General features: G+C 61.1%; 16 protein-coding genes. 4 read left to right on the top strand and 12 right to left on the bottom strand.

The window, feature by feature from the left end:
* Positions 1-177 precede the first annotated feature (177 nt).
* Both lexA and sulA read left to right on the top strand, forming a co-directional pair.
* Positions 178-786, top strand: coding sequence for a transcriptional repressor LexA (gene lexA / locus ASF84_RS13160; protein ID WP_056838972.1), 609 nt, complete (start codon positions 178-180; stop codon positions 784-786).
* 11 nt (positions 787-797) lie between these two features.
* Positions 798-1,283: an SOS-induced cell division inhibitor SulA gene (gene sulA / locus ASF84_RS13155; RefSeq protein WP_056838970.1), complete on the top strand. Its 486-nt coding sequence runs from the start codon at positions 798-800 to the stop codon at positions 1,281-1,283.
* Positions 1,284-1,304: 21 nt separating this feature from the next.
* Here sulA and ASF84_RS13150 read toward each other — a convergent pair whose 3' ends face one another.
* From ASF84_RS13150 to ASF84_RS13120, 7 genes are all read right to left on the bottom strand, one after another.
* Positions 1,305-1,541 (bottom strand): hypothetical protein, encoded by a 237-nt coding sequence (locus ASF84_RS13150; RefSeq protein WP_056838968.1) that lies wholly within the window; start codon positions 1,539-1,541, stop codon positions 1,305-1,307.
* A gap of 65 nt (positions 1,542-1,606) precedes the next feature.
* The gene (locus ASF84_RS13145) at positions 1,607-2,128 is read right to left on the bottom strand and encodes a DUF6586 family protein (protein WP_056838967.1); all 522 of its coding nucleotides are present in this window, start codon (positions 2,126-2,128) and stop codon (positions 1,607-1,609) included.
* An 89-nt stretch (positions 2,129-2,217) separates the two neighbouring features.
* Positions 2,218-4,830 (bottom strand): type I DNA topoisomerase, encoded by a 2,613-nt coding sequence (topA, locus tag ASF84_RS13140; RefSeq protein WP_056838965.1) that lies wholly within the window; start codon positions 4,828-4,830, stop codon positions 2,218-2,220.
* A 266-nt stretch (positions 4,831-5,096) separates the two neighbouring features.
* Positions 5,097-5,333 (bottom strand): DUF1653 domain-containing protein, encoded by a 237-nt coding sequence (locus ASF84_RS13135; RefSeq protein ID WP_056838963.1) that lies wholly within the window; start codon positions 5,331-5,333, stop codon positions 5,097-5,099.
* 104 nt (positions 5,334-5,437) lie between these two features.
* On the bottom strand, positions 5,438-6,613 hold the full coding sequence (gene fadA / locus ASF84_RS13130) for an acetyl-CoA C-acyltransferase FadA (protein ID WP_056838961.1): 1,176 nt from the start codon (positions 6,611-6,613) through the stop codon (positions 5,438-5,440).
* A 4-nt stretch (positions 6,614-6,617) separates the two neighbouring features.
* Positions 6,618-8,783 (bottom strand): fatty acid oxidation complex subunit alpha FadB, encoded by a 2,166-nt coding sequence (fadB, locus tag ASF84_RS13125; RefSeq protein ID WP_056838959.1) that lies wholly within the window; start codon positions 8,781-8,783, stop codon positions 6,618-6,620.
* 560 nt (positions 8,784-9,343) lie between these two features.
* Positions 9,344-9,787: a hypothetical protein gene (locus ASF84_RS13120; RefSeq protein ID WP_056838957.1), complete on the bottom strand. Its 444-nt coding sequence runs from the start codon at positions 9,785-9,787 to the stop codon at positions 9,344-9,346.
* Between the two features lie 123 nt (positions 9,788-9,910).
* Between ASF84_RS13120 and ASF84_RS13115 the strand changes: the two genes are divergently transcribed.
* Complete coding sequence (locus tag ASF84_RS13115) at positions 9,911-10,351, top strand: universal stress protein (protein WP_056838955.1); 441 nt, start codon at positions 9,911-9,913, stop codon at positions 10,349-10,351.
* A 49-nt stretch (positions 10,352-10,400) separates the two neighbouring features.
* On the opposite strand, the gene ASF84_RS13110 is transcribed toward ASF84_RS13115, so the two are convergent.
* Entirely contained in the window at positions 10,401-12,314 is a 1,914-nt protein-coding gene (locus tag ASF84_RS13110) for an ATP-binding cassette domain-containing protein (RefSeq protein WP_056838953.1), read from the bottom strand.
* Between the two features lie 215 nt (positions 12,315-12,529).
* Here ASF84_RS13110 and ASF84_RS13105 point away from each other — a divergent pair, with 215 nt between their 5' ends.
* Positions 12,530-14,458, top strand: a complete 1,929-nt coding sequence (locus ASF84_RS13105; protein WP_056838951.1) for a transglycosylase SLT domain-containing protein — start codon at positions 12,530-12,532, stop codon at positions 14,456-14,458.
* Positions 14,459-14,645: 187 nt separating this feature from the next.
* On the opposite strand, the gene ASF84_RS13100 is transcribed toward ASF84_RS13105, so the two are convergent.
* The 4 genes from ASF84_RS13100 to ASF84_RS13085 form a co-directional block, all read right to left on the bottom strand.
* The gene (locus tag ASF84_RS13100) at positions 14,646-15,017 is read right to left on the bottom strand and encodes a type II toxin-antitoxin system VapC family toxin (RefSeq protein ID WP_177339463.1); all 372 of its coding nucleotides are present in this window, start codon (positions 15,015-15,017) and stop codon (positions 14,646-14,648) included.
* On the bottom strand, positions 15,014-15,214 hold the full coding sequence (locus tag ASF84_RS13095; RefSeq protein WP_056838948.1) for a type II toxin-antitoxin system VapB family antitoxin: 201 nt from the start codon (positions 15,212-15,214) through the stop codon (positions 15,014-15,016). The genes ASF84_RS13100 and ASF84_RS13095 overlap by 4 nt, the downstream gene beginning before the upstream one ends.
* Before the next feature lie 387 nt (positions 15,215-15,601).
* A complete protein-coding gene (locus ASF84_RS13090; protein WP_056839095.1) occupies positions 15,602-16,411 on the bottom strand; it encodes an MOSC domain-containing protein in 810 nt (269 codons plus the stop codon).
* A gap of 76 nt (positions 16,412-16,487) precedes the next feature.
* Complete coding sequence (locus tag ASF84_RS13085) at positions 16,488-17,420, bottom strand: chemotaxis protein CheV (protein ID WP_056838946.1); 933 nt, start codon at positions 17,418-17,420, stop codon at positions 16,488-16,490.
* Positions 17,421-17,582 lie beyond the last annotated feature (162 nt).

Here is a 17,582-nt window from a genome sequence, read left to right as displayed (position 1 = left end):
TTGTCAAGTCAGCGGTTCATTTTGTGGCCGAACAGTCACGTATTCAAGCCGGTCTGACAAGCGCATTCAGCTGCTCTATATAGACGTCCGTCTGGCGAAAAAATAAACGGCGCGATTGCCAAGACGCCTTCACTGTATATAATCCCAGTCACTGTACAAAAATCCAGAGCGCCCATCATGATCAAACTGACGCCACGCCAGGCCGAAATCCTGGGCTTCATCAAGCAGTGTCTCGAAGACAATGGCTACCCGCCCACCCGTGCCGAGATTGCCCAGAAGCTGGGTTTCAAGTCACCCAATGCCGCTGAAGAACACCTCAAGGCCCTGGCCCGCAAAGGTGCCATCGAGATGACCCCCGGTGCTTCGCGGGGCATTCGCATCCCGGGCTTCGAAGCGCGCGCCGACGACAGCAGCCTGCCGGTCATCGGCCGCGTCGCTGCCGGCGCACCGATCCTCGCCCAGCAGCATATCGAGGAGTCGTGCAACATCAACCCGGCCTTCTTCCACCCCAGCGCCAACTACCTGCTGCGCGTGCATGGCATGAGCATGAAGAACGTCGGCATTCTCGACGGCGACCTGCTGGCCGTCCACACCACGCGTGAAGCCCGTAACGGCCAGATCGTCGTTGCCCGTATCGGCGATGAAGTGACGGTCAAACGCTTCAAGCGCGAAGGCAACAAGGTCTGGCTGATTGCCGAGAATCCCGATTTCGCCCCGATCGAAATCGACCTCAAGGAGCAGGAGCTGGTCATCGAAGGGTTGAGCGTTGGCGTGATTCGTCGCTAAGGGAGAACACTATGCAGTTCCATTCGGTACCCAATACCCAACTCCACCTGTTCGAGGCATTCCTGGCCCAGCCCATGCCTGTGTCCATGGATGTGCCTTTGGCCGCGACCTTGCAGCCAGCGCTACAAGAGCCCGCTCCGGACGTATTCAGTGAAGTGTCGTTGCGTGGTGCCGCCGGGAACTGCCTGAGCCTGCTGGCGCCCATGCTGAGAGAGTTGAGCCTGGGACCGAACGCACGCTGGCTGACCCTGGTTGCGCCGCCGCCAAGCCTGACCCAGAACTGGCTGCGTGAGGCAGGCCTGAATCGGGAGCGGATCCTGCTGCTACAGCCCAGCGGCAATCAGAACGCCCTGCAACTGGCTCGTGAAGTCCTGCGCCTGGGCCGCAGCCACACGGTGGTGAGCTGGTTCAATCCCCTCAGCCCTGCAGCACGCCAGCAATTGATGGCTGCCGCACGCATCGGCGATGCGCAAAGCCTGAACATCCGCCTGGGCTGATTTCAGGAAAGTCGACGGGGCTCAGTGCAGCACGCGAGGCCCGTCTTCTTCCTTCTCCGTCACGCCTTCTGCCAGACGCCCGGCCATCTGCACGCCTACGCTCAACATGGCCTTGGCGACTTCTACATGCTGACCCTGCAGGAAGACCTTGGCGTCCTCGGAGAAATTCAGCGTCACCAGCGAACCCTCGTCATCAGCACGACGCAGCTCGATACGACCGTCAGGAAGTTCGACAATTTCAAGAAAAGAAGTAGGCATCAGTACAAATACTCCGCGAAAGGCGGACAGTGTAACAGTCCGCACGGTCGCATACATCACAGGTTTCAGAACTCGTTCAGGCCTTCGCGAAAGCGTACCGCCAGTGCTTTGAGCGATTGCCGCCAGCTTTCAAGCTCCTCACGGTCCAGCTCCGGCTCAGGCTCGCGGTCCAGGTTCACCGCCACGATCATCGGCTGGGTGACATCCCCCTTGGGCTTGACGACTTCACGCGGTGGCTCGAACAACGCGCCATAGGCGGCCAGCAACCGGGCCACCCAGGTGTGCGAGTTCTGCGCCAGCTCGATCAACTCGCCCAGCTCCGGAATGGCCACACTCTCGATGACCTGCGGGGTCAGCAACTGCTCGGCACGTGGCGCATTGGCTTGCGGCAGGCGGTAGTAACCGGCGATTTCATGGCACAGGCCCAGCAGGGCACCGTACAGATGAAACAACACCGCTTCACGACCTGCCTGAACCTGCGCCTGGGCGTTGATGGCCTGGCCCTGCTCGGCCTTGCCCAACGCTTCCAGGGCCAGGCCTGCGAAGTAGATCTTCTGGTTGGTACGGGTATAACGCTCTTGAGCCATGCGGCTAACTCCCCTGAGTCACAAATGGAACGGGCGTAGGCCGGAGGCCAGGCACCCTTGCCGGGATTACCCGGCAAGGGCTGACCCTATCAGCGCTTGTCTTCGACCTTCCACGCCTTGCCGTCGTAGAACGCACGCCAGCCGGTCGGCTTGCCTTCCACTTCGGTCTGCACATATTGCTCCTTGGTCTTGCGGCTGTAACGCACCACCGCCGGACGGCCTTCAGTGTCTTTGGCCGGTGCGTCGCACAGGAAGTGATACTTGGGATCAATCTCTTCACGGTGCGGCAGCAACTCGATCACCAGAGGTGCGCGGGTTTCACGGTTTTTCGGGAACTGGCTGGCGGCCAGGAACAACCCTGAAGCCCCGTCACGCAGGATGTAGGTGTCGTCGACCTTCTCGCACTTGAGCTCCGGCATCTTGACCGGGTCCATCTTGGGCGGTGCCGCCTCACCGCTCTTGAGCAGCTTGCGGGTGTTCTTGCATTCGGCATTGGTGCAGCCGAAGAACTTGCCGAAACGGCCGGTCTTGAGCTGCATCTCGCTGCCGCACTTGTCGCATTCCAGGCTCGGACCTTCATAGCCCTTGATGCGATAGGTGCCTTCTTCGATCTCGTAGCCGGTGCAATCAGGGTTGTTACCGCAGATGTGCAGCTTGTGCTTCTCGTCGAGCAGGTAGGCATCCATCGCCGTGCTGCAGATCGGGCAGCGATGCTTGCCGCGCAGGACCCGCGATTCGGACTCACCCTCGTCGTCTTCGGCAATCTCGTCGCCGGGGGTGAGGTTGATGGTCGCCTTGCAGCGCTCCTTGGGCGGCAGGCTGTAGCCCGAGCAGCCGAGGAACACGCCAGTGGAGGCGGTACGAATCTGCATCGGCCGGCCACAGGTCTTGCACGGGATGTCGGTCATCACCGGCTGGTTGGCGCGCATGCCGCCTTCGGCCGCCTCGGCCACTTCGAGCTTCTTGCGAAAATCGCCATAGAACTCGTCCAGCACGTTTTTCCAGTCACGCTCGCCCTGGGCCACGTCGTCGAGGTTTTCTTCCATGCCGGCGGTGAAACCGTAGTCCATCAGGTTGGAGAAACTCTCGGCCAGGCGCTCGGTGACGATATCGCCCATTTTCTCGGAATAGAACCGACGGTTATGCAGTGCGACGTAACCACGGTCCTGGATCGTGGAAATGATCGCAGCATAGGTCGACGGACGGCCGATACCGCGCTTTTCCATCTCCTTGACCAGACTGGCCTCGGAGAAGCGGGCCGGTGGCTTGGTGAAATGCTGGCTGGGCTCCAGTGCCAGCAGCTCAAGCGCCTCGCCCTCGCCCATGTCCGGCAGCACGCTGTCATCGCCTGGCTTGGCGATCTGAGGCAGCACCTTGGTGTAGCCGTCGAACTTGAGGATGCGGCCCTTGGCACGCAGCTCATAGTCACTGGCACTGACACTGACGGTGGTCGACAGGTACTGTGCCGGTGGCATCTGGCAGGCCACGAACTGGCGCCAGATCAGCTCATAGAGGCGCTCGGCGTCGCGCTCCATGCCTGTCAGCTTGCTTGGGTGCGTATTGACGTCCGAAGGACGGATCGCCTCGTGCGCCTCCTGGGCGCCTTCCTTGCTGCTGTAGAGGTTGGGCGCTTCGGGCAGGTACTTCTTGCCGAATTCGCTCTCGATGAAACTGCGCGCCATCTCCAGGGCATCGGCCGACAGGTTGGTCGAGTCGGTACGCATATAGGTGATGTAGCCGGCCTCGTACAGGCGCTGGGCCATCATCATGGTCTTCTTCACGCCAAAGCCGAGGCGATTGCTCGCCGCCTGCTGCAGGGTCGAGGTGATGAACGGCGCCGACGGCTTGCTGCTGGTAGGCTTGTCTTCGCGCTTGATGATGCTGTAGCTGGACGCCTTGAGCGTCTGCAGAGCGGCGGTGGCCTGGGCCTCGTTGAGCGGCTTGAAGGCCTCGCCCTTGTGCCGGGCGACTTCGAAGCGCACCTGGGCGCCCTTGGCCGTGCCCAGGTTGGCGTGCACTTCCCAGTACTCTTCGGGGTTGAACGCACGAATCTCACGCTCGCGCTCGACCACCAGCTTCACCGCCACCGATTGCACGCGACCGGCCGACAGGCCACGAGCGACTTTCTGCCAGAGCAGCGGCGAGACCATGTAGCCCACCACCCGATCAAGGAAGCGACGCGCCTGCTGGGCGTTGACCCGGTCGATGTCCAGCTCGCCCGGCTGGGAGAAGGCTTCCTGGATGGCTTTCTTGGTGATCTCGTTGAACACCACACGCTTGAAGCGCTCGTCTTCGCCACCGATGGCTTCGCGCAGGTGCCAGGCAATGGCCTCCCCTTCGCGGTCCAAGTCCGTCGCCAGGTAGATGGTGTCGGCATCCTTGGCCAGCTTGCGCAGCTCTTCGATGACCTTTTCCTTGCCCGGCAGGATCTCGTACTGGGCTTTCCAGCCCTGATCCGGATCGACACCCATGCGCGCCACCAGTTGACGGCGAGCCTTCTCCTTGGGCGTCAGGACCGGCGCATCACCGGCCGCAGCCTTGCCGCGCTTGGCGGCAGGCTCTTTGCTGGCACTGGCCGAACCGCTGGTGGGCAGGTCACGGATATGGCCGATACTCGACTTCACCACGTACTGGTTGCCCAAATACTTGTTGATGGTCTTGGCCTTAGCCGGGGATTCCACGATGACCAGCGATTTGCCCATGGATCAGTAAATTCCTGAATACGATAAATGAAAGACAGACGCGAGCCTGCTAAAGGCACCGCTATATATAGTGGCTACAGAGTGAGGTCAAGCACGGGACTGTGCAGCAAAACCGTCGCCGGGTCGATCACCTCATGCATAAAACACGCTCTGGCTCGCGCTTTGCCCCCATGAAAGCAGGCACTGCAGCCACCTGCCTCACAGTTTTGCAACAGCGCTTGTCATGCCGCAGCGATTTTTCAGACCGCCTGATGGGCGGTTTTGACTCACGGCCTGGAAAAAAGACTTTCTTCGGCCTGGACCAAAGCAAAGCGCGGCACAGGCTCGCCGTCAACCTCGACGGTCTCCTGAAACATGTCCAGGGGCCTGACCCACATGCCGTAATCACCGTACAACGCCTGGTAGAACACCACGTACTCCTCGGTCTCGGAATGACGCGCGACGCTGAAAACCCGGTACTCGGGCCCCTTGTAGTGACGATATAGACCGGGCTGCAACTGCATCAACAGAATCCTCTTGAGTCGGGCAGAACCTGCCCTTGAAAAACCGTATCTGAAAAATACAAAAGCCGGGGCACAAGGCCCCGGCTGGTCTCACATGCGCAGAATCAGACGCGCTCGAAGACAGTCGAGATACCCTGCCCCAGCCCGATACACATGGTGGCCACCCCCAGGCGACCTTCACGCTGCTTCATGACATTGAGCAAGGTGCCCGAGATCCGCGCCCCGGAACAACCGAACGGGTGACCCAGCGCGATGGCACCGCCGTGCAGGTTAACCTTCTCGTTCATCTTGTCGAGCACCTTGAGGTCCTTGAGTACCGGCAGCGCCTGCGCAGCGAAGGCTTCATTGAGCTCGAAGTAGTCGATGTCGGCAATCGACAGGCCGGCACGCTTGAGGGCCTTCTGGGTGGCCGGTACCGGGCCGTAGCCCATGATGGCAGGGTCCACACCGGCCACGGCCATCGAACGGATCACGGCCAGCGGCTCCAGCCCCAGGTCCTTGGCACGCTGGGCTGACATCACGATCATGCACGAGGCACCGTCGGTGATCTGCGAACTGGTCCCGGCCGTGACCGTACCGCCCTTGGGATTGAAGGCCGGCTTGAGGGCCGCCAGGCCTTCAAGGGTGGTGTCGGGACGAATGGTCTCGTCTTCAGAGAAGACCTTGAGGAAACCGTCCTCGTCATACCCCTGCATCGGGATGATCTCGTCCTTGAAACGCCCCTCCACGGTGGCCTTGTGGGCCAACTGGTGCGAGCGCAGGGCGAAGGCATCCTGCTGTTCACGACTGATGCCATGCATCTTGCCCAGCAGTTCGGCGGTCAGGCCCATCATGCCCGAGGCCTTGGCCGCATGCAGCGACAGGTGCGGGTTGGGGTCCACGCCGTGCATCATGCCCACATGCCCCATGTGCTCGACGCCACCGACCACGAACACATCACCGTTGCCGGTCATGATCGCCTGCGCGGCGGTGTGCAGCGCGCTCATCGACGAACCGCACAGGCGGCTGACGGTCTGCGCGGCAGCCGTGTGCGGGATCTGGGTCAGCAACGATGCCATGCGCGCAATGTTCCAGCCCTGCTCCAGGGTCTGGTTGACGCAGCCCCAGATCACGTCTTCGACTTCGCCCGGGTCGACCTTGGCATTGCGCTCCAGCAGCTTGCTGATCAGGTGCGCCGACATGTCTTCGGCGCGGGTGTTGCGGTGCATGCCGCCCTTGGAACGACCCATGGGCGTGCGACCGAAGTCGACAATCACCACGTCTCTCGGATTCAGGCTCATAGGTTTACTCCTTGACAGACGCAGGACCAAAGAAGCTCTGGCCGGTACGGGCCATTTCGCGCAGCTTCGCGGTCGGTTGATACAGGGCGCCCAGCTCGGCGTAGCGATCGGCGAGGGCCACGAATTCGGCAACGCCGATCGAATCGATGTAGCGCAGGGCGCCACCACGGAACGGAGGGAAACCGATGCCGTAGATCAGGCCCATGTCGGCCTCGGCGGCGGTTTCGACGATGCCGTCTTCCAGGCAACGTACGGTTTCCAGGCACAACGGGATCATCATCCAGTTGATGATGTCGTCGTCGCTCAGCTCGCGCTGCTCATAGATGACCGGCTTGAGCACGTCGAGCACGGTGGCATCGTTGACCTTTTTCGGCTTGCCCTTCTTGTCGGTCTCATAGGCATAGAAGCCTTTGCCGTTCTTCTGGCCCAGGCGCTTGGCCTCGTAGAGGGCATCGATGGCCGAGCGGCGATCGTCCTTCATGCGATCCGGGAAGCCTTCGGCCATCACGTCACGGCCGTGGTGGCCGGTGTCGATTCCGACCACATCCATCAGGTAGGCCGGGCCCATGGGCCAGCCGAACTTTTCCATGATCTTGTCGATGCGCACGAAATCCACCCCGGCACTGACCAGACGGGCAAAACCGCCGAAGTACGGGAATAGCACGCGGTTGACCAGAAAGCCCGGGCAGTCATTGACCACGATCGGGTTCTTGCCCATCTTGCGGGCGTAGGCAACAGTGGTGGCCACGGCCTCTTCGCTGGATTTCTCGCCGCGAATGACTTCGACCAGCGGCATCATGTGCACCGGGTTGAAGAAGTGCATGCCGACGAAATTTTCCGGGCGCTTGAGGGCCTGGGCCAGCAGGCTGATGGAAATGGTCGAGGTATTGGACGCCAGAATGGTGTTGTCACCCACCTGCGCCTCGACTTCGGCCAGGACGGCCTGCTTGACCTTGGGGTTTTCCACGACCGCCTCGACCACCAGGTCGACATGGCCGAAATCGCCATAGGACAGGGTCGGGCGAATGGTATTGAGCGCCTCGGCCATCTTGGCCGGGGTCAGGCGGCCCTTTTCGACACGATTGCCCAACAGTTTGGCCGCTTCGTTCAGGCCCAGCTGGATGGCTTCTTCGCGGATGTCCTTCATCAGGATCGGCGTGCCCTTGACGGCAGACTGGTAGGCAATGCCGCCGCCCATGATGCCGGCACCGAGTACGGCCGCCTGCTTGACCTCGCGGGCCTGGGCGTCATAGGCCTTGGCCTTGCGCTTGAGCTCCTGGTCGTTGAGAAACAGGCCGATCAGGCTCTGCGCCGCCGAGGTCTTGGCCATTTTGGCAAAACCGGCCGCTTCCACTTCAAGCGCCTTGTCGCGCCCGAAGCTGGCGGCCTTCTGGATGGTCTTGATGGCTTCGACCGGGGCCGGGTAGTTCGGGCCGGCCTGACCGGCGACGAAGCCCTTGGCGGTCTCGAAGGCCATCATCTGTTCGATGGCATTGAGCTTGAGCTTGTCGAGCTTGGGCTGGCGCTTGGCTTTGTGGTCGAACTCGCCGGCAATGGCACGCCTGACCAGATCAAGAGCAGCTGCCTGCAGCTTGCCGGGCTCGACCACGGCATCGACCGCGCCGACTTTCAGGGCGTCTTCGGCACCGTTTTCCTTGCCGGAGGCGATCCACTCGATGGCGTTATCGGCGCCGATCAGCCTTGGCAGACGCACCGTGCCGCCAAACCCCGGGTAGATGCCCAGCTTGACTTCAGGCAGGCCGATTTTTGCGCTGCTGGACATGACGCGATAGTCGGCTGCCAGGCACATCTCAAGGCCGCCCCCCAGGGCGATGCCGTTGATGGCCACGACGGTCGGCACCTCAAGGTCTTCGAAGTCGCTGAAGATGCGGTTGGCCTGCAGATTGCCGGCGACCAGATCGGCCTCAGGCAACTTGAAATTCTCGACGAACTCGGTGATGTCGGCACCGACGATGAACACGTCCTTGCCACTGGTAACGATCACACCCTTGACCGAGGCATCGGCCTTGAGGGTCTCGACCGCCTCACGCAACTCATTGAGCGTCAGGCGGTTGAACTTGTTGACGGACTCACCCTTGAGATCGAAATTCAATTCGACGATGCCACTTTCAAGAGCCTTAACCGTGATGGCTTTACCTTCGTAAATCATCAACTGATCTCCACGATATGGAAGCTGAACAATACACGCCGGACAGCAGGGTCCAACGAGACTACGACGTCGCCGTCATGAACACGCCAAATCAAAGGCAAACCCGCCGACGCGGCAGTCAGGATTCTGTCAGAAAAGTCTGACACCAAACGATCAATTCATACGCCCGTTTGATTTGGGTAGCACACCTTCATCCAAAACCGGCCAATTGTCAATTCGCCTCAAAAACCCGTGAAACCGGGCCAGCATCGAGCCTGCATGTTCCGCCTGGTCGGTACCCGCAGGCACACGCCTGCGCTGCCAATAGCGGCACCCGTGCAAAGTATGGGTCAAAGTCCAGCGGCTGCCCGTGCACCGTGGCGGTTCACATCAGCAAATTCTGAAGAAAAAAAGCGACAAAAAAGAGCAAAGCCGCTAGAGTCCAGCCATTGCCTGACACCCGCATAACAGCGTCATCACTGCGGCATTGCACCGTCAGCTCACCGCATTACCGGCCTGCCTGGCCACACCCAAGCCCGATGTTGCTATCGGGCTTTTTTATGCCTGTCATCCAGCCCTGTTCATCTGGCTGCCAGGGCCTTGAGTGTCGCATTCATATGTTGCAACACTTGTGCATCGCCGCGTTCTCCCCAATACAGCGCGACCATTTGCGTATCGGCCTCGACTTTGTAGACATCGGCCGGTAACGCCCTGAAATGGGCCATCATCTGCTCGTCTTCACAGACTTCGCGCCAGCGGTTCACCCACACCCCAGGTTCACTTTGCCAGTAAGCCCAGCAGGCTGTCTGCCCGGCCTGGCGCGGGCGGTGGTATTGGGCACAGGAGCCTGGCGGCTCGCGTTGCAGCCAGTGTGGCCACTCCTCGCGACTGAGCTGCATGCCCAGCCCCAGGCGCCGCGCCTCAAGGCGCAGGGCCATTCTGCCGTTCTGCCGACGAGTGGGCATCATCCACACCAGAGGGCTCAACATCACACAAATGATTGACAGAATGATCCAGCTCGTCATATTTCTTGCCCCCGCCTTACCCAGGCCTTACAAAAATCAATAAAACGCTGGCCCACAACGGCCTGCCCAGAAGGGCGCGAAAGGGTCATACTCGCCGCATGCAATCTTCCGGAGGATACCCTCATGCCGTACACACACATCCTGGTTGCCATAGACCTCACCGAAGAATGCGATCCGGTCATCCGCAAGGCACGCGAACTGGCCCAGGTCAGTGGTGCCAGGCTATCGACCGTCCATATCGTCGAACCCATGGCCATGGCCTTTGGTGGCGATGTGCCGATGGACCTGTCACAACTGCAACAGCAGCAGATCGACCAGGCCAAGACCAAGCTGGAGCAGATCAAACTCAAGTACCCGGACATCAAGACCGGCGAAAGCCACCTGGAATATGGCCAGCCGCGCCAGGAGATCCACAAGCTCGCCCGTGAACACAATTGCGACCTGATCGTGGTGGGCAGCCATGGCCGTCATGGCCTGGCACTGCTACTGGGCTCGACCGCCAACGATGTACTGCATGGCGCGCCATGTGACGTATTGGCCGTACGCCTGAAGAAACAGGAGTAAGCGAGCCGCCTCGAAAAACGCCCGGTATCAACCGGGCGTTTTCGTTTCATCAGTCGTCCAGTTCGGCCCAGCGCTCAAGCAGCGCATCCAGCTCGGCCTGCACCGTCTCGACCTTGGCCAGCATCGCCGTCACTTCGGCAGAGGGTCGCTGATAGAACGCCGGCTTGGCAATCTCGGCGCTCAGGGTCGCCAGTTGCGTTTCAGCCTGCTCGATCTGCCCCGGCAAGGCTTCCAGCTCGCGCTGCTCCTTGTAGCTGAGCTTCTTTCTGGCTGCAGGCGCTGCCGCCACGGGCGCGGCGGCCACAGGCGGCACCACGGCGCTCTTGAGCTCGGCCTTGCCCGACTTGCTGTCGGCCACGCCCAGCAGGCGTGGCGATCCGCCCTGGCGCAGCCAGTCCTGGTAACCGCCCACGTATTCGCGAACCTTGCCCTCGCCTTCGAACACCAGGGTGCTGGTCACCACGTTGTCGAGAAATGCCCGGTCGTGGCTGACCATCAGCACAGTGCCCTTGTAGTTGGACAGCACCTCTTCAAGCAGCTCCAGGGTCTCGACGTCCAGGTCGTTGGTCGGTTCGTCGAGCACCAGCAGGTTGGCCGGCTTGCTGAACAGCTTGGCCAGCAGCAACCGTGCCCGCTCGCCACCGGACAGTGCCTTGACCGGCGTGCGGGCACGCTGCGGGCTGAACAGGAAATCACCCAGGTAGCTCAACACATGGCGACTCTGGCCGTCGATGTCGATGAAGTCACGCCCTTCGGCGATGTTATCGATTACCGTCTTTTCCAGTTCCAGTTGATGGCGCAACTGGTCGAAGTAGGCCACTTCCAGCTTGGTGCCGGTCTCGACCGTGCCAGACGTCGGCTGCAGGTTGTCGAGCATCAGCTTGAGCAAGGTGGTCTTGCCGGTGCCGTTGGCGCCCAGCAGGCCGATGCGGTCTTCGCGCTGCAGGACCATCGAGAAGTCCTTGATCAGTTGCGGGCCGCCCGGGTGCGCAAAGCTGACGTTGTCCAGCACGATAACCTGCTTGCCGGACTTGTCGGCCGACTCGATCAGGATATTGGCCTTGCCGGTGCGCTCACGACGTTCGCCACGCTCGACCCGCAGGGCCTTCAGGGCGCGCACACGGCCTTCGTTACGGGTACGGCGGGCCTTGATGCCCTGGCGGATCCAGACCTCTTCCTGGGCCAGGCGCTTGTCGAACAGCGCGTTGGCGGTCTCTTCGGCCGACAGCATGGCTTCCTTGTGCACCAGGAAGCTGGCGTAGTCGCCATTCCAGTCGATCAGGCCGCCACGGTCCAGTTCCAGGATCCGGGTCGCCAGGTTCTGCAGGAACGAGCGGTCGTGCGTGATGAACAGCACGGCGCCCTGGAAATCCTTGAGGGCCTCTTCAAGCCAGGCAATGGCACCGATGTCCAGGTGGTTGGTCGGTTCGTCGAGCAGCAGCAGGTCGGGCTCGCACACCAGTGCCTGGGCCAGCAGCACACGCCGGCGCCAGCCACCGGACAACTCGGCCAGCGTCTTGTCGGCCGGCAGTTGCAGGCGGCTCAGGGTACTGTCGACCACTTGCTGCAGGCGCCAGCCGTCACGGGCCTCGAGCTCCTGCTGCACATGCATGAGCTGATTGAGGTCGTCTTCGGTGACGCAGTTCTGCGCCAGGTGATGGTACTGGGCAAGCAGCGCGCCGACACCGTCCAGGCCTTCGGCAACCACGTCGAACACGGTCCGCTCGTCGGCTTCGGGCAATTCTTGCGGCAATTCGCCGATCTTGAGCCCTGGCGCACGCCAGATCGAGCCCTCGTCAGGCTTCTGGCTGTCCTTGACCAGCTTCAACATGCTGGATTTGCCAGTGCCGTTGCGGCCGATGATGCACACCCGCTCGCCACGGGCGATCTGCCAGGAGACCTTGTCCAGCAATGGCATGGCGCCGAAGGCAAGGGACACATCGCTGAATTTGAGCAGGGTCATGATCTTCTCCAAAAACCGGGCGCGTATTCTACCTGAGATGGCGGGCGAATGTCGGCATCCGATGACCGGGCAATACCCTTGAAGCCCGCCACCTGCACCCTGCGGGACAAAGATTTATTTCCAGGTGAGTCTCGATGGACGGCAATGCTTTCAACCGGAGGTGGCAAAAGGCTAAGCTAGCGGCACTTTTTACGACTCACCAGCCCGGAAGTCCCATGCGCGGTCGTTTGTTCAGCCTTGTATCCTGCCTGCTTCTCTCCATCACGGCCGCCACCCATGCCCAGGCGGCGGACCTCAGCCAACAGCGTAAACTCTATGACGAGGCCAAGCGTGCCCTGGCGCGGGGCGATACCGGGCCGTACATGGCCAGCAGCGTGGCGCTGGCCGACTACCCGCTGCAGCCCTACCTCGAATACGACGAACTGACGGCCCGCCTGAAAAGCGCCAGCAACGCCGAGATCGAGAAATTCCTGGCCGAGCATGGCGACCTGCCGCAGGCCAACTGGATGAAACTGCGCTGGCTGCGCTGGTTGTCCGAGCGCGGCGACTGGGCGACCTTCGTCAAGTACTACGACCCGAAGATGAACTTCACCGAGCTGGACTGCCTGTATGGCCAGTACCAGATCGGCCACGGTCAGCGCGCCGAAGGCTTTGCCAGCGCCGAAAAACTGTGGATGACCAGCAAGACCCTGCCCGGCGCCTGCGATGCCTTTTTCGCGCAATGGGCAGCTGCTGGCCAGTTACCCGAAGAAAAACGCTGGCAGCGTGCCAAGCTCGCCGCCCAGGCGCGCAACTACACGCTGGCCAAGACGCTGGTCGACAGCCTCACGTCCCTGGCGCCCCAGGGCAAGCTGTTGCTGGCCGTGGCGCAGAAGCCCGAGATGCTCAACAACCCGGCGCAGTTCATGCCGGTCGACGAGGCCATGTCCGATGTCGTCGGCCTGGGCCTGCGCCGCCTGGCACGCCAGGACCCGCAGAAAGCGCTGGCGATGCTCGATGGCTATGCCACCAGCCTGCGCTTTTCCCGGGAAGAGAAAGTCGAGATCGCCAAGGAGATCGGCCTGACCCTGGCGCGGCGCTATGACGACCGCGCACTGGACGTCATGACCCGCTACGACCCCGAACTGCGCGACGACACGGTCAGCGAATGGCGCATGCGCCTGCTGCTGCGCCTGGGCCGCTGGCAGGACGCCTACGACCTGGCCCGGCGCCTGCCGCCGTCGCTGGCCGACACCAACCGCTGGCGTTACTGGGAAGCGCGTGCGCTGGAGCTGGCGCAACCGAACAATCCACAGATTCCAACCCTGTACAAGGACGTGGCCAAGGAGCGTGATTTCTACGGCTTCCTGGCCGCCGATCGTACCCAGAACCCTTATCAGCTCAACAACAAGCCGCTGCTGCTCAGCCAGGCGCTGATCACCAAGGTGCGCAACACCCCAGGCGTGCGCCGTGCCCTGGAGTTTCATGACCGGGGCGAGATCGTCGACGGACGCCGTGAGTGGTATCACGTCAGCCGTCATTTCAGCCGCGATGAAATGGTCGCCCAGGCCAAACTGGCCTATGACCTGAAATGGTACTTCCCGGCCATTCGCACCATCAGCCAGGCGCAGTACTGGGACGATCTGGATATCCGCTTCCCGATGGCCTATCGCGACACCCTGGTGCGTGAAGCCAATCTGCGCGGCCTGCATTCGAGCTGGGTGTTTGCCATAACCCGTCAGGAAAGCGCCTTCATGGATGACGCTCGCTCAGGTGTCGGCGCCAGCGGCCTGATGCAGCTGATGCCGGCCACCGCCAAGGAGACCGCCAAGCGCTTCAATATCCCGCTGGCCTCACCGCAGCAGGTGTTGAACCCGGATACCAATATCCAGTTGGGTGCCGCGTTCCTGAGCCAGGTGCATGGCCAGTTCAATGGCAACCGGGTCCTGGCCTCGGCCGCCTACAACGCAGGCCCGGGCCGCGTGCGGCAATGGCTCAAGGGTGCCAATCACCTGGCATTCGATGTGTGGGTCGAAAGCATTCCGTTCGACGAGACGCGCCAGTATGTGCAGAACGTGCTGTCGTATTCGGTGATCTACGGCCAGAAGCTCAACTCGCCGCAGCCGCTGGTGGATTGGCATGAACGGTTTTTTGATGACTTGTAAGGGCTGAACGGCCAGGCTCCACGCTTGCGGCCGGGTTGTTCTTTGACCGGGGCGGTCTGTGAGAGAGGTTGCGACCCTCTCCCCAGCCAGACCATAGCCTGCAAGAACAACCCGCCCCCAAATCACCAGGCGTCTGCAATCAGTGTTGGCAAAGCGGCAACCGCAACAGTAAGTATGCAGGGGCCTGTCAAAGGGGCTGGTAGTTGATCTGCAGGCGTGTGGCCAGACTGGCAAGTCGTTTGTCCAGCGTCCACAACCTGGCACGAGTGATCAAGGCTGATGCCAACAGGGTCATGTCGACCAGTCCGCATCCCAGACCATACAGCTTGTGCTGCTCTACAAAGGTCATCACTTCGCTTAAGGCAGGTTGCTGACAATGCTTCAAGCTGGAAAGGTCAGCCAGCGTTCGAACCCGCGCAGGCGGCGTACCGCACGCCAGCTCACCCAGGATCATAGGGTGGATCAGCACTCGATCATGCTCAAGCAATTGCACCAGGGGCTGATTGTGAGTTCGAAAGTGCGCCACCCAGATGGATGTATCGACCAATACATCCATCATTTCAAATCTTCATTTCTGCGTGGAATGTCCTTGATCGAGGGCATTGAAGAGCCAAGGGCAGCCAGGCGCTTGGCCGCCTGGACACGGACAAACGTCTGTACGGCTTCACGAAACAAATCGGCCTTGTCCATGTTGGGGTCTGCAACTTCCAGGGCGCGCGCGTACAGGGCGTCATCAATCGTAACGGTCGTTCTCATGATCGAACCTCGCTTACAACATCAATAATAATGCGAACATACATCAAACCTGATGCTGGCAGCGTGTACCTTTTAATACAATACTTGTGTTTCATAAAGGAACGACAGACGCGCAATCAACCGGCCGCTGATCTGGACGGATAGGACTGGGGAAAGTGCGCGAAGCCACGCCATAAAGGGGGGCCTCTATAAACGTAGGCGAGGCAGTCAGCGCAATACCGACGGCGGCCCCACAAAAACAGGCGAAAAACGGTCGGAGTCAAGTTCGACTTTACAGGTTTTAAATGAGCATTTTGACCGGGATCGCGCACGATCGGACTCGCGCACGAGCGTGTTTTTAACGCAGCGATGAAACGCAGGTCGTTTTTAGAGGGGTCCTAAAGGGCCCTACTCCAGCACCTCGACCGCCATCCCCACCTCCAGCCGCCCTTCCCCGTCACCCACCACGTTCTGCCCGAACAAGATCTCGCCCTCGACCTGTCGATAGGTCCTGAGCGTGGTCAAGGGTTCGCGGTCCTGGCTGCGCAGGCCGGTGGCCGGATCGATGGTGGTCAGGATGCAGCGCGAGCAGCCCTTGAGCACCCGCAACTCCATCGTACCGATACGAATGCGCTTCCAGCTGTCTTCGGCGAACGGCTCGGCCCCGCTGATCACCAGGTTGGGCCGAAAGCGCAGCATCTCCTGCGGCCGGCCGATGCGCGCCGAAAGATCGTCCAGCGAGCCCTGACCAATCAGCAACAGCGGAAAGCCATCGGCAAATGCCACCTTGTCGTCGACCGTGCCATAGCCATCCGGCAACCAGCGCGCCCGACCCTCGGGCATGTACACCATGCGGGCCGGCTTGCCGATAAAGGCACTGACCCAGGCGGCGGCCTCGTCACCGGCATCAGGCACCTGCAGGCTGTCGCGCCAGACCGTCACGCCACGCAGGGTATCGGCCTGATCACAGGGCACGGCCACGTCTAGCGAGCCCAGGCCCTCGGCGGCCAGCGTGACGCCACCGGTGGCATTCCACAGCACTGAAAGTTGCGACATGTGTGGCAAGGCGCGCTGGGTCAGAAAACGTCCCGTGGCCGCATCGACCAGCATCCAGCGGCGGTCCCCGGCCAGCCCCAGCGCATCGAAGCGGGCGCTGTCGAGCACCTCGGGCTTGCAGGACTTGAGGGGGTAACGGTAGAGCGCGCTGAGTTGTAACATGGCCATGGCCGGCTTTTCCTTGTGTGACACGAACACTTCAAGACTCGCGCCACAGCTTACAGGCTTTGCGCAAATTTTAGCCTTCCAGCACCATTTTCAACCGGTCGCGCACGATGTCCACCAGTTTGTCGGGCTGGAACTTGGACAGAAAGTTGTCACATCCCACCTTCTTGACCATCGATTCGTTGAAACTGCCCGACAATGAGGTGTGCAACACCACATACAACCCTTTCAGTCGCGGATCGTTGCGGATTTCGGTTGTCAGGCGATAACCGTCCATTTCCGGCATTTCGGCGTCGGTAAAGACCATCAGCAGTTTTTCGTTCATGTCCATGCCGGTGTCGGCCCAAGCCTTGAGCATGTTCAGGCCCTTGAGGCCATCGCTGGCCGTGTGCAGCTTCAGGCCCAGCTGTGACAGGGTATCGCGCAACTGGGCCAGGGCCACCTTGGAGTCGTCCACCAGCAGCACTTCGAGCCCGTGCGCATGATCCAGGATCGGGTCCTCGAGTTTTTCGCGTGAGACCTTGGCGTTGTACGGCACGATCTCGGCCAGGACCTTTTCCACGTCGATCACTTCCACCAACTGGTCATCGACCTTGCTGATGGCCGTCAGGTAATGCTGGCGACCGGCACTGGCCGGCGGTGGCATGATCGCTTCCCAGTTCAGGTTGATGATGCGATCGACGCCCCCGACCAGAAATGCCTGCACCGTACGGTTGTACTCGGTCACGATGATGGTGCTTTCCGGGCCTGGCACCAGCGGGCGCATGCCGATGGCCTGGGACAGGTCGATCACCGGCAGGGTCTGGCCACGCAGGTTGACCACGCCGCACACGAATGAATGACGCTGCGGCATGAGCGTCAGCTTGGGCAACTGCAGCACTTCCTGGACCTTGAATACGTTGATCGCGAACAACTGACGACCGGCCAGGCGGAACATGAGGATTTCCAGGCGATTCTCGCCCACCAATTGTGTGCGCTGATCTACTGTGTCGAGAATGCCGGCCATTTATAGCTCCTGAAGCGTTGATAACGATGAGTCTGCCAGCCGGTTTATCGGCTGGGAAACGCCAGACCTTAGCGACCCTTGAAGGCTATTTGCAGTCAATCGGAGTCATTGATGTCATACAGTCATCATGCTTGAGTGGTGCCTTGATTGCCACTGTCCGAC

The sequence above is a fragment of the Pseudomonas sp. Leaf127 genome (assembly GCF_001423155.1).
Classification (GTDB): domain Bacteria; phylum Pseudomonadota; class Gammaproteobacteria; order Pseudomonadales; family Pseudomonadaceae; genus Aquipseudomonas; species Aquipseudomonas ovata.
This window is presented reverse-complemented; position numbering and strand designations above follow the sequence as displayed.

Bases quoted from the DNA above. Each gene is read 5' to 3' on its own strand.
- ASF84_RS13110 (WP_056838953.1), bottom strand. From the start codon at position 12,314: ATGACCCTGCTCAAATTCAGCGATGTGTCCCTTGCCTTCGGCGCCATG.
- ASF84_RS13150 (WP_056838968.1), bottom strand. From the start codon at position 1,541: ATGCCTACTTCTTTTCTTGAAATTGTCGAACTTCCTGACGGTCGTATC.
- ASF84_RS13115 (WP_056838955.1), top strand. From the start codon at position 9,911: ATGCCGTACACACACATCCTGGTTGCCATAGACCTCACCGAAGAATGC.
- topA (WP_056838965.1), bottom strand. From the start codon at position 4,830: ATGGGCAAATCGCTGGTCATCGTGGAATCCCCGGCTAAGGCCAAGACC.
- ASF84_RS13095 (WP_056838948.1), bottom strand. From the start codon at position 15,214: ATGAGAACGACCGTTACGATTGATGACGCCCTGTACGCGCGCGCCCTG.
- sulA (WP_056838970.1), top strand. From the start codon at position 798: ATGCAGTTCCATTCGGTACCCAATACCCAACTCCACCTGTTCGAGGCA.
- ASF84_RS13105 (WP_056838951.1), top strand. From the start codon at position 12,530: ATGCGCGGTCGTTTGTTCAGCCTTGTATCCTGCCTGCTTCTCTCCATC.
- ASF84_RS13135 (WP_056838963.1), bottom strand. From the start codon at position 5,333: ATGCAGTTGCAGCCCGGTCTATATCGTCACTACAAGGGGCCCGAGTAC.
- ASF84_RS13090 (WP_056839095.1), bottom strand. From the start codon at position 16,411: ATGTTACAACTCAGCGCGCTCTACCGTTACCCCCTCAAGTCCTGCAAG.
- ASF84_RS13145 (WP_056838967.1), bottom strand. From the start codon at position 2,128: ATGGCTCAAGAGCGTTATACCCGTACCAACCAGAAGATCTACTTCGCA.
- ASF84_RS13120 (WP_056838957.1), bottom strand. From the start codon at position 9,787: ATGACGAGCTGGATCATTCTGTCAATCATTTGTGTGATGTTGAGCCCT.
- lexA (WP_056838972.1), top strand. From the start codon at position 178: ATGATCAAACTGACGCCACGCCAGGCCGAAATCCTGGGCTTCATCAAG.
- ASF84_RS13100 (WP_177339463.1), bottom strand. From the start codon at position 15,017: ATGATGGATGTATTGGTCGATACATCCATCTGGGTGGCGCACTTTCGA.
- ASF84_RS13085 (WP_056838946.1), bottom strand. From the start codon at position 17,420: ATGGCCGGCATTCTCGACACAGTAGATCAGCGCACACAATTGGTGGGC.
- fadB (WP_056838959.1), bottom strand. From the start codon at position 8,783: ATGATTTACGAAGGTAAAGCCATCACGGTTAAGGCTCTTGAAAGTGGC.
- fadA (WP_056838961.1), bottom strand. From the start codon at position 6,613: ATGAGCCTGAATCCGAGAGACGTGGTGATTGTCGACTTCGGTCGCACG.